Source organism: Pontibacter beigongshangensis (assembly GCF_014332515.1).
GTDB classification, from domain to species: domain Bacteria; phylum Bacteroidota; class Bacteroidia; order Cytophagales; family Hymenobacteraceae; genus Pontibacter; species Pontibacter beigongshangensis.
On the sequence record NZ_VFSD01000004.1, the window covers coordinates 1 to 13,589 of the forward strand.

The 13,589-nt window shown below is 52.0% G+C and carries 12 protein-coding genes; 6 read left to right on the top strand and 6 right to left on the bottom strand.

What is annotated here, in order from left to right; genetic code table 11:
* From FJM74_RS04970 to FJM74_RS04985, 4 genes are all read right to left on the bottom strand, one after another.
* On the bottom strand, positions 1 to 2,140 hold a 2,140-nt coding region (locus FJM74_RS04970; protein WP_187261470.1), incomplete at its 3' end, for a xanthine dehydrogenase family protein molybdopterin-binding subunit.
* A gap of 2 nt (positions 2,141 to 2,142) precedes the next feature.
* Positions 2,143 to 2,607: a (2Fe-2S)-binding protein gene (locus FJM74_RS04975; RefSeq protein WP_194349949.1), complete on the bottom strand. Its 465-nt coding sequence runs from the start codon at positions 2,605 to 2,607 to the stop codon at positions 2,143 to 2,145.
* Positions 2,608 to 2,787: 180 nt separating this feature from the next.
* Positions 2,788 to 3,384: a nucleotidyltransferase family protein gene (locus FJM74_RS04980; protein ID WP_187261471.1), complete on the bottom strand. Its 597-nt coding sequence runs from the start codon at positions 3,382 to 3,384 to the stop codon at positions 2,788 to 2,790.
* Positions 3,385 to 3,680: 296 nt separating this feature from the next.
* Positions 3,681 to 4,880 (bottom strand): XdhC family protein, encoded by a 1,200-nt coding sequence (locus FJM74_RS04985; protein WP_187261472.1) that lies wholly within the window; start codon positions 4,878 to 4,880, stop codon positions 3,681 to 3,683.
* Between the two features lie 412 nt (positions 4,881 to 5,292).
* Here FJM74_RS04985 and FJM74_RS04990 point away from each other — a divergent pair, with 412 nt between their 5' ends.
* The 3 genes from FJM74_RS04990 to FJM74_RS05000 all read left to right on the top strand — a co-directional run bounded on the left by FJM74_RS04990 (position 5,293) and on the right by FJM74_RS05000 (position 8,021).
* Positions 5,293 to 6,216, top strand: coding sequence for a hypothetical protein (locus FJM74_RS04990; protein ID WP_187261473.1), 924 nt, complete (start codon positions 5,293 to 5,295; stop codon positions 6,214 to 6,216).
* Positions 6,217 to 6,561: 345 nt separating this feature from the next.
* Complete coding sequence (locus FJM74_RS04995; RefSeq protein ID WP_187261474.1) at positions 6,562 to 6,867, top strand: ArsR/SmtB family transcription factor; 306 nt, start codon at positions 6,562 to 6,564, stop codon at positions 6,865 to 6,867.
* Positions 6,868 to 7,001: 134 nt separating this feature from the next.
* Entirely contained in the window at positions 7,002 to 8,021 is a 1,020-nt protein-coding gene (locus FJM74_RS05000) for an LLM class flavin-dependent oxidoreductase (protein WP_187261475.1), read from the top strand.
* 79 nt (positions 8,022 to 8,100) lie between these two features.
* Here FJM74_RS05000 and FJM74_RS05005 read toward each other — a convergent pair whose 3' ends face one another.
* A complete protein-coding gene (locus FJM74_RS05005) occupies positions 8,101 to 8,628 on the bottom strand; it encodes a mechanosensitive ion channel domain-containing protein (RefSeq protein WP_187261476.1) in 528 nt (175 codons plus the stop codon).
* Positions 8,629 to 8,817: 189 nt separating this feature from the next.
* Between FJM74_RS05005 and FJM74_RS05010 the strand changes: the two genes are divergently transcribed.
* The 3 genes from FJM74_RS05010 to FJM74_RS05020 all read left to right on the top strand — a co-directional run bounded on the left by FJM74_RS05010 (position 8,818) and on the right by FJM74_RS05020 (position 12,633).
* Positions 8,818 to 9,114 carry a hypothetical protein gene (locus FJM74_RS05010; RefSeq protein ID WP_187261477.1) on the top strand — a complete coding sequence of 99 codons (297 nt, stop codon included), beginning with the start codon at positions 8,818 to 8,820 and terminating at the stop codon, positions 9,112 to 9,114.
* A gap of 587 nt (positions 9,115 to 9,701) precedes the next feature.
* Complete coding sequence (locus FJM74_RS05015; protein ID WP_187261478.1) at positions 9,702 to 11,294, top strand: peptide chain release factor 3; 1,593 nt, start codon at positions 9,702 to 9,704, stop codon at positions 11,292 to 11,294.
* 118 nt (positions 11,295 to 11,412) lie between these two features.
* Positions 11,413 to 12,633: a glycosyltransferase family 61 protein gene (locus tag FJM74_RS05020; protein WP_187261479.1), complete on the top strand. Its 1,221-nt coding sequence runs from the start codon at positions 11,413 to 11,415 to the stop codon at positions 12,631 to 12,633.
* 251 nt (positions 12,634 to 12,884) lie between these two features.
* Here the strand turns inward: FJM74_RS05020 and FJM74_RS05025 are convergent, their stop codons facing one another.
* The gene (locus tag FJM74_RS05025; protein ID WP_187261480.1) at positions 12,885 to 13,373 is read right to left on the bottom strand and encodes a YciE/YciF ferroxidase family protein; all 489 of its coding nucleotides are present in this window, start codon (positions 13,371 to 13,373) and stop codon (positions 12,885 to 12,887) included.
* Between the last annotated feature and the right edge of the window lie 216 nt (positions 13,374 to 13,589).

Genomic DNA, 13,589 nt, shown 5'->3' on the forward strand with positions numbered 1-13,589 from the left:
TAATCTTCAGATCCTCCTGCTCCATAAAGGGCTGGTGGCGCAGACGCTTGCCTGTTGCCTTAAAGATGGCGTTGGCTACGGCTCCTCCTGTAGGCGGCAAGGCAGGCTCGCCTAAACCGGTAGGGTCAATGCCGTTGTTCACAAAGTGCACGTCTACTTCCGGCACCTCTTTCAGCCTGATCAGGTGGTAATTATGGAAGTTGGTTTGCTGTGGTGCTCCGTTCACAAAACTCAGGTTCCCATACAGGGCATGTCCCAGACCATCTACCACGCCACCCCTCACCTGCTGATACGCCCCGCTCAGGTTCACCACGATGCCACAATCGGCGGCAGCAAAAATCTTGCTGACAACCGGTTTCTTGTCTTTTAGCTGCACCTCCGCCACCTGTGCCACATACGACCGGTGCGAGAAGTACACGCTGAAGCCCTGCGATACCTTCTTTTTCTTTCCCCAGCCAGATTTCTCTACGGCCAGGTCTATCACGCCCTTCATGCGGTCGATGTCGTATTTAACGGCGCCTACAGGTGTTTTTTTGGCTCGCTCCAGCAACTCCAGCCGGAACTGCACCGGGTCTTTTCCGGCAGCCTGCGCAACTTCGTCTAGAAAAGCCTGCTCGGCAAAAGCCAGAAAGTTGGTGATCGGGGCCCGCCAGGGCCCCGTGGTAATCGGCGTTTTGTGCTCGATGGACTCGATCAGCAGGTTGTCTACGGCACCGGACGGGAAGTTGTCTTCGCGCGTGGGGTTCCCGGCGTTCATGCCTGCTCCACGCACCTTGTAGCCGATCATGTTTCCCTTTGCATCCAGAGCGGCTTCGAAGCGGTAGCGGACGGCTGGCCGGTAAATGCCTCCGGCCATGTCGTCTTCGCGGGTCCAGATTACTTTTACCGGGGCTTTGATCAGGCTGGAAAGTTCGGCTGCTTCCAGCACATAATCTGCATTAAGCCTCCGACCAAAACCACCACCCAGGCGCGTAAGTTCCAGGCTAATTTTATCAGGGTCCATGCCCAGCAATTTGGCTACCTGCCCCCGGGCCATTTCTGGTGTCTGCGTAGGGCCTATCAGTTCCACTTTGTCAAGGCGCACATCTGCAAAGAAGTTCATGGGCTCCATAGGGCTGTGCGGCAGGAACGGGCACTGAAACTCGCTTTTCACCACCTTGGCAGCCTTGCTGAATGCCGCCTCCACATCGCCATCTTTCCGGCGAACAGTGGCTTCCGGACTATCGAGCAGCTCCTTAAAAATGCGGTTGTGGTCTGCGGAGCTCTCCAGGGGGCGTTCTTCTTCGTACTCTATTTTCAGCAGTTTGCGGGCCTTCATGACCTGCCAGGTCGATTTGCCAACCACAGCTATTTTATCTTTAAAGCTCACCACATCCACAATGCCGGGCACCGCTTGGGCCGCTGCCGCATCTACAGATTTCAGTTTCAGGCCAAAGGCTTTTGGCCGCTGGATCATGGCATACAGCATCCCCTCGCGGTATACATCCATCCCATAAAGGGGCTTGCCGGTAATCATCTCGTGGTTATCGACGTTGCGGACGGCTTTACCTATCAGTTTAAAGTCTTTCTTGTCCTTCAGCTTCACCTCAGTTGGCACAGGCACCTGAGCGGCTTCGGTAGCCAGCTCGCCGTAGCTCAGCTTGCGGCCGGTTGGCTGGTGCAGCACCAGGCCCTTGTCGGTGCTGAGGCTGCTGGCGGGCACTTTCCAGCGTTTGGCGGCAGCCTCTACCAGCATGTGCCTTGCCGTGGCGCCGGCTTTGCGCAGGCGCTCCCAGGAGTGCGGAACAGCGCCGCTGCCTCCGGTTACCTGCCGCTGAAACTTCTCTGAGTCGAGCGGTGCCTGCACTACTTTTACCTTGCTCCAGTCGGCATCCAGCTCCTCGGCCACAATCATCGGGAAGGAGGTTTTGATGTTCTGCCCCAGCTCCGGGTTAGGAGAGAAAATAGTGATGATGCCATCCGGGGAGAGCGAGAGGTAGCTGTTAAAATTAATGTTGCCACTGGCCATGGTTGCGTCGCTCACCACTTCCAGCACAGCGGCAGCGGAGTTGGACCAGCTAAAGCCGAGCATAAGGCCACCACCTGCCGCTGCGGCCAGTTTCATGAAATTACGTCTGCTTGGTACGGGTACGTTTGGCATGGCTACTCTATCAGTTTAGTGGCGGCTAAGGCAATGGCTTCGCGGATGCGGTGGTAAGTGCCGCAGCGGCAGATGTTGCCGTTCATGGCATTGTCGATTTCTTCGGGAGTGGGCTTTCTGTTTTTAGTGAGCAGCGCCGTGGCCGACATGATCTGTCCGGCCTGGCAGTAACCGCACTGGGCCACGTCCACCTCGTCCCAGGCGAGTTGCACCGGGTGGTCGCCATCGACTGAAAGGCCTTCTATGGTGGTGATCTTGCTGGTGCCGACTGCCGCTACCGGTAACACGCAGGAGCGCATGGCATTTCCGTTCATGTGCACGGTGCAGGCGCCGCATTGCGCTATGCCACAGCCGTACTTGGTGCCCACCAGGCCCAGGTTATCGCGCAGTACCCACAGCAGCGGGGTATCCGGCTCCACGTCGGCATCGTAGCTCCGACCGTTTATTTGCAGTTTGTAAATAGCCATGGTAGTTGCAGTAGACTTATGAGTTAAATTTAAGAAGCCAAAACCTGAATTCGATGCTCCGAAAACTGAATATCAATGAGATTAGCAAATTTATTTTGCCTGAATATGGCTATCTTCCTACTAATTATAAAGTAAGTTAAGATTATTTTTGTTTAAGTGAAAATCGCTCCTGAATCAAGGTCAGGTGCTGGTGGAGGACCGGAGCAGCCCGGCATAATCCGCAGCCGTATCCACATCGATAGCCCCCTGCGGAAAAGGAACAGTGACGACATCGTGCATATGTGCGAGAAGCAATTTGCGGGCTCCCTCCTCTCCGTTTAGCGCCAGCAGCTCCGGGAAATATTTTTTATCGAAGAGCGCCGGAGTACCGGCTATATTTCCGTAGGCACTGGCCACCATCCCAGCCCTGTTCTCCGCCTTCGCCTCCAGCAGCCTGTTCAGTAACGAGGAGCTGACATAAGGCTGATCGCATACCATCAGCAAACAGGCTGCCGCCGCTGGTGCTTCTGTCAGGAGCGCCAAAAGCCCACACCTGATGGAGGCTCCCATGCCTTGCGCCCACTCCGGATTAGTGACAACACTCAGGCCAGGAGCAGTGAGCTCTGGCTGCACGAGACTGGCGTTAGCCCCTAGCACCACCACCACCGGGCTGCAGGCAGAGGCAAGCGCCGCCTCTGCAGCACGCTGTATCAGGCGCTGCCCCTCAAACAAAAGGTTCTGTTTGGGCTCTCCCAGCCGTGTAGAGGCTCCCGCCGCCAATAGTACTAGTCCTGTCATATAACAAATTTACCCCCTCTGATCTGACGCAGATTTAGCCTGCGACTTACCTTACCGGAACTCAAAATGGCATCACCTTTAGAAAAACGACTTACATATCAGAAACAGGTATCACGACATTCTATAATTGGTATAAAAGGTGACACAAATTAAGGTAAGCTGTGCCGCTCACTATATTCTTTATCAACTCTCCCTACCGCCTGATCAACAGTTTAATCATTAAGCCTATCAATAACCAGCAATTATTTGAATGAAAATGGCCCTCCGGAGGCGCTGCTGCGGGCCGTTCCTTTAGATCACGCGATCCGGATGCTGCAGTTCATGGGTATTTCCTGCTCCTTTCTTAGCAGGGTTTCGTTCTGCCCTTCAGGCACAGGCGCGTGTATCGCCCCGGTTCTTTCCCGCAACAAACCGCCTGCCCTTTGTGCCAGCACCGCCTTTATCTCCGACAGAATAGATAAGGCAATTTCTTCAGAGGTCTCTGCCCCTATATCGAGTCCTACCGGCCCGTAGAGCCCCCTTATGGCAGCTTCAGAAAGACCCAGCCCCTCCTCCTGCAGCTCGTTGACGAGCCGGTTCAATTTCTTTTTGGGGCCCAGCACCCCCACATACGGCAGGTGCTGCGGCAATAGCTGCCGCAACAGCGCCAGTTCGTAGTTGTAGTTATGCGTCATGAGCACCAGCACCGTCTGCGCATCCAGGGTCAGTTGGTCCGGCACCTGTTCCGGCTTTGCCACATGCACGGCGTGTGCCGCAGGAAACCGTGCGGCCGTGGCATAGTTGGATCGCCCGTCTATAACCGTAATTCTCCAGCCGAGCAGTGCTGCCATGGCCGTGACAGGTATAGCGTCGTTTCCGGCTCCCACCACTACCAGCGACACCTGCGGGCGGAGCACTTCTATAAAGCCAGTGAAGGAGCAGTCTGCCTGCGTGTATGTTTTGGTGCGGGAAGTCTGAGTCAGAAGCGCTTCCCGGGCATCGGCGAGAAGTTGCTCCTGCAGCGGCTGCTCGGCTACTCGTCCAACCAGAAGTCCGTTTTCGGGCAGGTAAAGACAGGTACCTGGCTGATGCGCTGCTCTGTTTTGCCCCGAGAAAAGCGTAACCAGCACGGCCACCTGCCGTTTGCTCAGAAAGGTTCTCAAAATAGAAACTGGATTGGCAGGATCTTCCGGACGGATAGGCTCTATCAGGATCTTTATGATGCCATTGCAGCCTAGCCCCACTCCCAGCTTCGCATCGTCGTCATCGGTGGTGTCGTAGGTGATCAGCATCTTTTTTTGCTGCGCCATGGCCAGCCGGGCTTTCCGTAGCGCGTCTCCTTCCAGGCAGCCGCCACTAATGGCGCCCGTCAGTTGCCCGTCTTCCGTTACCAACATGCGGGCGCCGGGCCTTCGGTACGAAGATCCCTGCACCTGCACAACCGTAGCCAGGGCCGTCTGCTTGTTTTCGCTGCTGGCCACCTCAAATGCCCGGACAATATCCTGCATCTCCTTCATTTCTTTTCTGTATTAGAATCCTCTTCTGAATCATGTGCGCCCTCCTGATAGCCGGCACTTGTATCTGGCTGCTCTTACAACCTTTAAGTTAAGTTTTTTTGCAGAAAAAAGTGCAGAAGGAAACAAATATAGCCATCACTTAACAGATCAGAAATGGTCGCGCTTCGGGAAACGGGACTTTTTTATCTATCTGTTGAAATTGAAGTGGCCAAACCCTTAATACCGGGCTTTGTGTCGCTGGCGGTAATACCAAAGAAAAAAGTCCTGTGAAAATCAGGCTGAAAAACCTGGAAAAGAGACGAAAGTCATTTTTTTGTATGCGCCAGGTCATCGGAGATTGCTATCTCAGATTGTAACTTACTTCCAGTGTATTAATAAATAAAGGAAATTTTTAACTCAAACTTATACAGCCATGAAACAGAAATTTACCATCAGCATACTGGTTCTGCTTATTGCCGGGGTAGCGATAATAGCCACGCTCGCAGGTATTACTTCTAGTGGTGGCACTGGACCGTTCTGGCACGACACCGTGCGTGGCGAAACTATCGTAATTTACGGGCAGGGCATTTACCAGCACATGTCTGCTGAGGTGGCGCCACAAGGCATTGCCCATGATTATGTAACCCTGTTTCTGGGAGTACCCTTGTTGCTGGTGTCGTTGTTCTTTGCCCGTGGCGGCTCCCTGGTGAGCAGGTTTATCCTGGCAGGCACCTTGCTGTACTTTTTGCTTACCTACCTGTTCTACCTGGTCATGTGCACCTACAACATCATGTTCCTGCCTTACGTGGTGGTGCTCTCTGCTTCGTTCTTTGCCCTGTCGCTTACATTGCTTTCATTCAATAAAAAACGGCTCCCGGCTAGTTTTCATCCTAATACACCGGTAAAATCAGCCGGCGCTTTTCTGGTGCTGACGGCTTTTGCCATTGCCCTGCTCTGGCTGAGCGTGGTGGTTACGCCGCTTCTCAATGGCACCATCATTCCGTCTCAGGTAGAGCATTATACCACCTTGGTGGTGCAGGGGCTGGACCTGAGCCTTTTTCTTCCGCTGGGCACGGTAGTGGGCGTTCTGCTTATCCGGCAAAAGAAGATGGGTTATTTGCTGGCGCCCGTGTACTTTGTTTTCCTGTCGGTGCTGATGACGGCGCTTACAGCTAAAGTTTATGCCATGTACATGCTTGGCCACAGTGTGGTGCCGGTCGTATACATTATCCCTGCCATCAACCTGCTTACCCTGTGCTTTACCGTGCTTCTGCTGAGCAAGGTTGGGGCGCAGCAACAGGCTATAAAAAGCCCGCAGACACGCTTCTCCGGAAGGGCGCATGCCCTGAGTGCCTGACAGAAAAAAGCGTTGCCCGCCTTTGGGCAACGCCACCTCCTTACCTGCTATTAACAATTTAGCGGACTAAAGCTTTGCCTTCTCCCTGGTTGCAAATAAACCAGGGAGAAGGCAAAGCTTTTTCCGTTAATCAAAGCGCCACATGCCGGGGCGAGCAGCAGCAGAAACCTTCGAAGGGGCATTTTTTATTGGAATAATTTATGACTGCCGATCCTGCCATTCCTCCCCTGCCTTCTGCCCCACCTGTTAAGTTGTCTGGCTTCCCTTTCTGCGGCAATTGAGTTATCCGATTAGGCGGGCGGCCTATAATTTTGGCTTATCGGGAATTTTCGATATCTTTGCCAAATGAATAAGGTTGAGATTTTTAAGGCGCTCTCAAATAAGACCAGGCTCCAGATCCTGAACATGCTCAGAGAGCCGGACCGATACTTCCCGCCGCAGCAGGCTGGCGATAGCGCATTTGGTCTTGGCGTTTGCGTAGGGCATATTCAGCAAAAGCTCGGGCTTTCACAATCCACCGTGTCGGAGTACCTGGCTACACTACAGCGGGCAGGCCTGATTACCGCCACCCGCTCCGGCCAATGGACGTACTATAAACGAGATGAGGCAGCCATACAGCGCCTAGGCGAAACAATCAGGCAGGAACTGTAAAAACAGCCCTACATACCGGAAAGCAGCCTTTCTCTTTTTAATCGGGATTTGGCGAAATTCCGAACCATATAGCAGGCACGTGCTGCCCGAATTTTTCTCACCCACAAAACCAGTTAAAACCTAATCCTAAACCCATGAGTGATATAAAGCAGAAGCAGTTAAAGGACGTAAGACTGTCGGTATTGGACCTGGTACCGATTTTAGAAGGCCAAACAGCAGCAGACTCTTTTAAAAGCAGCCTGGATCTGGCGCAACAGGTGGAGCGCTGGGGATACACCCGCTACTGGCTGGCTGAGCACCATAACATGGCCGGCATCGCCAGCTCCGCCACTTCCCTACTGATCGGGCATATAGCCGGCGGCACCTCTACGATTAGGGTAGGCTCCGGGGGGATCATGCTCCCCAACCATGCCCCGCTGGTGGTGGCGGAGCAGTTTGGCACCCTAGAAACGCTCTTCCCGGGCCGCATAGACCTGGGCCTGGGCCGCGCACCTGGCACAGACCAGTTCACGGCCATGGCCCTGCGCCGCGACCTGACCGGTAACGTGGAGGATTTCCCGCGCCACGTGGAGGAACTGCAAAACTATCTTGGGCCAGCCAACCCCGCCGCCCGTGTGCGTGCCGTTCCCGGAGAGGGTACGCAGGTGCCAATCTGGATATTAGGTTCCAGCACCTTCGGAGCGCAACTGGCCGGTATCCTGGGCCTCCCCTACGCCTTTGCCAGCCATTTTGCGCCAGCGGCTCTTCACCACGCCTTAAAAGTGTACCGCGACAGTTTCAGGCCTTCCGACTCCCTGCAGGAGCCTTATGCCATGGCCTGTGTAAACGTAACCGCTGCCGATACCGACGACGAAGCCAAACATCTGGCGACCTCCCTCTATCAGTCTTTCCTGAACGTGATCCGGGGAACTGCCAAACCCATGCAGGCACCCGTCAGCAGCATGGAAGGTCTCTGGGATGCTTCGGAGCAATATGCCGTGCACCAGATGCTGCGCTATACGTTTATTGGAGGACCTGAAACCGTAAAAAACCAGTTGCAGGCTTTTCTGGAGGAGACCCAGGTAGATGAGATCATGATCGCTTCTCATATCTACGACCATGCTGCCAGGCTGAAATCTTACGAGATCGTGAGTACGCTTGCCACTGGCAAATAGGCCATCTCTTTACAAGGAGGTTTAATCTTAGCTTTATCCCTTCCTCTGAAGCTTCCGGCCTTAGGGGAAGGGCAATTTTTTACTGCTCCTCCCTCGAGGCTGGAACAAGCATTTCGTCGGGGACGATAGATATTATTTTTTGAAGAGCCAAAGTGTTGGGCATCGTAATGTTCCTACCGTCTTTGGTCTGGATGTGCATAAAGAAAACAGAAATATCCTGCAGCCTTCCCTCCACTTCAAAGTCTTTTTCGAAGATCCTGATATTGTCGCCAATCCGGAGCGGATGGCTGAAGAAAAGGACAAGCCCCGACGTAACATTGGAGAGAATGGACCATTGCGCAAAAAAAGCCACCCCCAGCACTGTAATGGTAGAGGTAATAAAGAGGAGCAGCTCTTTCTGATCCAGCCCCCAGATTGCGGCCAGCGTGATAGTTCCGAAGAACAGCAGAATGATATTGATGATCCGGAAGGTAATATTGATCCGCCGCAGGGCAAAATCGAACCGTGTGCTGATTTTGTTGATGCTTTTACTCAGGAGCAGCTTTATGAGCAGCAACACAGCAATAACGACGACGGTCTGAAGGATTTTAACTTTATAGGGTTCCATATCTTATTTTTTGGTAGAGCCACAGGGGCTTTATTCAGGTGTGGCGGCAGCTGGTATGGCCTTTAACTGGCCGGCAAAGGTAGGGGTTACTTCTGTGCCGGTCAAGGGCTACAAAGGCTGGCGGGGCGCCAGGCAGCACAAAAACCATCCGCCCCGGAATCAGTAAAAGACTAAAAGGAGCAACCGCTTATGAAAAACGAACATCTGGAAAACTGGGACGAGGCGAGGTACAAAGAGCTGAACACCTACTTCCGCATCAGAATTGAGCTTCTGCTCCGGTCAGATCCGCAGCTGCAACAAAATGGCAACCTGCAACTCAGCGACCTGGTGGCCTATTTCGATGAAGACGACCGGCAAAGATGGGACGAGTTTCTGGTGCTCGACAAGCAGAAGCTGGAGGCAGACATGTGGAATTATCTGCATGGGGAAGGCCCCCGTTTCCGGCCAGGATTCGGCTTCTCAAGCCCCGAAGATGCGACCTGGTAAGCAAGCCTATTTCATGCAGCTGCGCTGAGGCAAATTATTCTAATCACAAAGCCCCTCCGGAGCCTGCTGCACTTTATAGAGGGTAGACGCTAAATGTTAGGTATTTTGTCTGCATCTTTATACTGTGGCCCTACCCGAAGGATTTACAGGATTAAGGGGTACGCAGAATTCTATCAAAGCTTTTCTTTCCTGCTTCGCGCCCACCAGATTCTTCCAAAATAACAATAAAGGCTGAGGTCGTTTTCAAATCAGCCACCTAACCATGTACCCATTTAACAATTAAACTATTTAACAATCAACAATAAACATCCGGCAACCACTGCTGCCTGCCACAGCAGGCACGAAATAAAATCAGGAATTTTGAACCAAATTCACCCTAATAAGGTGTTTAAATAATTAAAGGTGGTAATTTTGCCCCATCATGAATAATTTCTCCCAAACCAACTGTTTCCCATCTTCAGCATGATGAGCCACTACTGATGTGCCTGTATTGCCTTAGCACATGGCCTTTGCAATAACCAGATTTTAAAATATATAAAATATTGGTTGCGCAGTTTATCAAGTCTGCACAATCCAGCTCCTACTATATGTCAGCGAACGTAGAAATAAAGAAACGCAGAACCTTTGCCATCATCAGTCACCCGGATGCGGGAAAAACGACGCTCACCGAAAAGCTTTTGCTCTTTGGCGGAGCCATCCAAACAGCGGGCGCCGTAAAAAGCAACAAGATCGTAAAATCGGCTACCTCTGATTTTCTGGAAATAGAGAAGCAGCGTGGCATCTCGGTGGCCACCTCCGTCATGGGCTTCGATTACAAAGGCTACAAAGTAAACATACTCGACACGCCCGGCCACAAAGACTTTGCAGAAGACACCTACCGCACCCTCTCTGCCGTAGACAGCGTGATTCTGGTGGTGGACTGTGTGAAAGGCGTGGAAGAGCAGACCCGCAACCTCATGCAGGTGTGCCGCATGCGCAACACGCCTGTTATCATCTACATAAATAAGATGGACCGCGAAGGCCGCGAACCCTACGAGCTGCTCGACGAGCTGGAGAAGGAGCTGAACATACACGTGAGGCCGCTGAGTTGGCCTATTGGCATCGGCCGTGATTTTAAGGGCGTGTACAACATCTATGAAAAAGACCTGCGGCTGTTCTCCGTGAACAAGTCGCAGATCTCGAATGATGTGGTAGCCGTGCACGACCTGGCAAGCGAACAACTCGACCAGCTGCTGGGCCAGAAATATGCCAGCCAGCTCCGGGAAGATGTGGATTTTCTGGAAGGCTATTACGAACCCTTCGACGAGGGGCTCTACAAAGAAGGTTACCTGGCGCCTGTGTTTTTCGGCAGCGCCATCAACAACTTTGGCGTGCGCGAACTGCTGGACACCTTTGTACGAGTAGCCCCGCACCCGCAGCCCCGCGAGTCTGCCCAGCGGCAGGTAGCCCCCGAAGAAAAGAGCTTTACTGGCTTTATCTTTAAGATACATGCCAACCTGGACCCCAACCACCGCGACCGGATTGCCTTCTGCAGAATCTGTTCGGGCAAGTTTGAGCGCAACCAGCAGTATTACCACACCCGCCTCGACAAAAAAGTGCGGTTCTCCAGCCCGACCAGCTTTATGGCCAACGAAAAAAGTCTGCTCGAGGAGGCCTGGCCCGGCGATGTGGTGGGCCTCTACGATACCGGCTCCTTTAAAATAGGCGATACCCTGACCGAAGGCGAAACACTCCAGTTTAAGGGCATCCCGAGCTTCTCACCAGAAATTTTTAAGGAAGTTATCAACAGAGATCCTTTTAAGGCAAAACAGCTCGACAAGGGTATCCGGCAGCTAACCGACGAGGGGGTGGCGCAGCTTTTTGTGCAGCAGCCGGGCAGCCGCAAAATTATTGGCACGGTTGGTGAGCTACAGTTTGATGTGATAAAATTCAGGCTGCTGCAGGAATACAGCGCTACATGCGAGCTGAATACGCTCCATTATCATAAGGCCTGCTGGATTACCTCAGACGACAAAGAGGCGCTAAAAAGGTTTATCTCCCTGAAAGGCAGTAACATAGCCTACGACAAGGACGATAACCCGGTCTTTTTTGCCGAAACATCCTGGATTCTGAGGTCTGTGCAGGAAACATACCCTGCCCTGCAGTTCCATTTTATTTCTGAATTTTATCAGAAGCAATAATAACAGCTAAAAAATATAGACAGCGTATATATTTAAAAAGGTAATTTTAGCTTTTGATACTTCGACCTGAATGGGCCCTACCAGTTAGAGCAGTTTGAATATTGAGTATACGAACAACATGAACAAACTTTATAATAAGATTTCAGTACGCATTTCCAGGGTGGCCCGCCAACTAGTCCCTTTTAACCAGAAATACAAGCCCATCGGGGTTTGCCGTGCCGGCTCGCTCACTAACGGGCAAAAAGAGGTAAACTCAGGAGAGGTGATCGTGCATACTGTGTATCCTGCTGTTGTTACTACCCTCAATATTTCCGACGACCTCTACCATGCCTGCTCCGACTACTGGAAACCCGCCAAAAGGGTGGAAACCTCTTATGTGGTGGCTGAAGTACCCCATGGCCGTATTCATACCGACAACGAGAACAGCGTAGCCATCATCAGCAGGTTCAACAACCTGGTGGGGGAAGTGTCGCTTAGCCTGAATGAGGGAAAAGTGATTGACCCTGCGCTGAACCCTGTTTTCGGGCAGCGCTATTTCAAGTCACCTGTAAAAATACAAGGCACCGTTTTTTCGCTACTCTCTGGCGGGGCAGGCATAAACAACATCAGCCATTGGTTTATAGATGTGTTGCCACGGCTCCACCTGCTGCAGAAAAGTGGGCTTTATGAAAAGATTGACTGGTTCCTGGTACCAAGCCTGCGCTACAGCTACCAAACCGAGACCCTTGCTATGCTGGGCATTCCATCAGAAAAACTGTTGGCTGGTGATCAGCACCCACACATAACCGCAGACTGTATAATTGCCTCTACGGCACCACGTGGTAGCCATACCCTGCTCCCAACCTGGCTCTGCGACTATATTAAAAGCGCCTTTCTTCCACTTGCTGACACTGGCGAGGCCGGAGTTGCCGCACCTGCACGCATTTATATAAGCCGCAGCGACTCCAACATGCGCAATGTGCTAAACGAGGAGGAGCTGGTAAAGGAACTGGAGCAGTACGGGTTTGAGCACGTTATTTCGAGCAAGCTGTCTATCCGGGAGAAGCTGAATCTCTTTTCAAGGGCCGAAGCAGTTGTGTCTGCCACAGGGGCCGGCCTGGTGAGCATATTGTTCTGCCAACCCGGTACCAAGGTAATCGAAATATTTAACGAGGGGTTCGTCATTGAGCCTTTCTACGACATTGCCACCAAAACAGGCCTCGACTACGACTACATCATTTGCCCCAGTAAAAAGAAGATAAGGGATGCCGCCAAAGGCCAGCGCGAAAACCTGTATGTGGATATTGCACAGCTGAAGAAGAAACTAGGGAAGATACTGCAGCCGGCAGAGCGCACCTGAATTTATATTTTGACTGATTAGAGACTCGAAAACGAGGTGCAGCTAATGGCATAAGGGCATGAATTGAACTTTCCGGTCTTAAAACAGAATGGACCGTGGTCCGGCCGGAAAATATGCCTGTTACTTATTTTTTTCTGGGCTCCAGCCTCCATAAAACGAAAATCCCCCGTCTCCTTCTGGCCGGCTTGCTGGCTCGGGGAAGGACAGGGGATTTTTCTGTTTACGGTAGCAGCACCAGGTCTGCTTATGTTTTATCTGGCTCTGACGTTGATAGTGCTTTCAGCCAGTGATGTCAGTAACATGTCGGTTTGTTTCTCCTCCTCGAGGGTAGTGTGCAGCAGGTCCAGTGCATCGTTAAGTCCAAGCTGCTTGGCATAGGTGCACACGGTGCCATAGGCGGCAATTTCATAATGCTCCACGCGCTGTGCGCAGCCAATGAGTGCGGCATCCATCACATCAGCGTCAGCCTTCTCTTTCATCATGGATTCGCACTCTTTGATAATTCCTTCCATGGCCATACATTTCTCTCCGGATACTTTCTGGCCCAGCAACTCAAATACCCTTTCGAGGCGGTCTATCTGCCTTTCGGTCATTTCCAGATGATCCTGAAAGGCGGTTTTCAGCTGCTCCGAAGAGGCCGCCTTGATCATGGCTGGCAGTGCTTTGGTAATTTGCTTCTCTGCATGGTAGATATCTTTTAGCTCATGCAGGAACAGGTCATTCAGATTAGTAAGTTTCATAGCTTGGAAAGGTTTAGGTTTATAGAAAGTTAATCTATCTGTCTCGTGCTGTTACTATACGTGCCTCATGAGGAGGGGTTAAAAAAATATAAATTAATTAGGGTTAATACGCTTAATTTAGTGGTAAAGAAGCACGAATATACCTTTTCATATATAGGGCCCTTTTGTTTTTATGGTGAAACCGGAGTGCCCAGGTTTGGAAAAAGACCTGCCAGG

Bases quoted from the DNA above. Each gene is read 5' to 3' on its own strand.
- FJM74_RS04975 (WP_194349949.1), bottom strand. From the start codon at position 2,607: ATGGCTATTTACAAACTGCAAATAAACGGTCGGAGCTACGATGCCGAC.
- FJM74_RS04980 (WP_187261471.1), bottom strand. From the start codon at position 3,384: ATGACAGGACTAGTACTATTGGCGGCGGGAGCCTCTACACGGCTGGGA.
- FJM74_RS04985 (WP_187261472.1), bottom strand. From the start codon at position 4,880: ATGAAGGAGATGCAGGATATTGTCCGGGCATTTGAGGTGGCCAGCAGC.
- FJM74_RS04990 (WP_187261473.1), top strand. From the start codon at position 5,293: ATGAAACAGAAATTTACCATCAGCATACTGGTTCTGCTTATTGCCGGG.
- FJM74_RS04995 (WP_187261474.1), top strand. From the start codon at position 6,562: ATGAATAAGGTTGAGATTTTTAAGGCGCTCTCAAATAAGACCAGGCTC.
- FJM74_RS05000 (WP_187261475.1), top strand. From the start codon at position 7,002: ATGAGTGATATAAAGCAGAAGCAGTTAAAGGACGTAAGACTGTCGGTA.
- FJM74_RS05005 (WP_187261476.1), bottom strand. From the start codon at position 8,628: ATGGAACCCTATAAAGTTAAAATCCTTCAGACCGTCGTCGTTATTGCT.
- FJM74_RS05010 (WP_187261477.1), top strand. From the start codon at position 8,818: ATGAAAAACGAACATCTGGAAAACTGGGACGAGGCGAGGTACAAAGAG.
- FJM74_RS05015 (WP_187261478.1), top strand. From the start codon at position 9,702: ATGTCAGCGAACGTAGAAATAAAGAAACGCAGAACCTTTGCCATCATC.
- FJM74_RS05020 (WP_187261479.1), top strand. From the start codon at position 11,413: ATGAACAAACTTTATAATAAGATTTCAGTACGCATTTCCAGGGTGGCC.
- FJM74_RS05025 (WP_187261480.1), bottom strand. From the start codon at position 13,373: ATGAAACTTACTAATCTGAATGACCTGTTCCTGCATGAGCTAAAAGAT.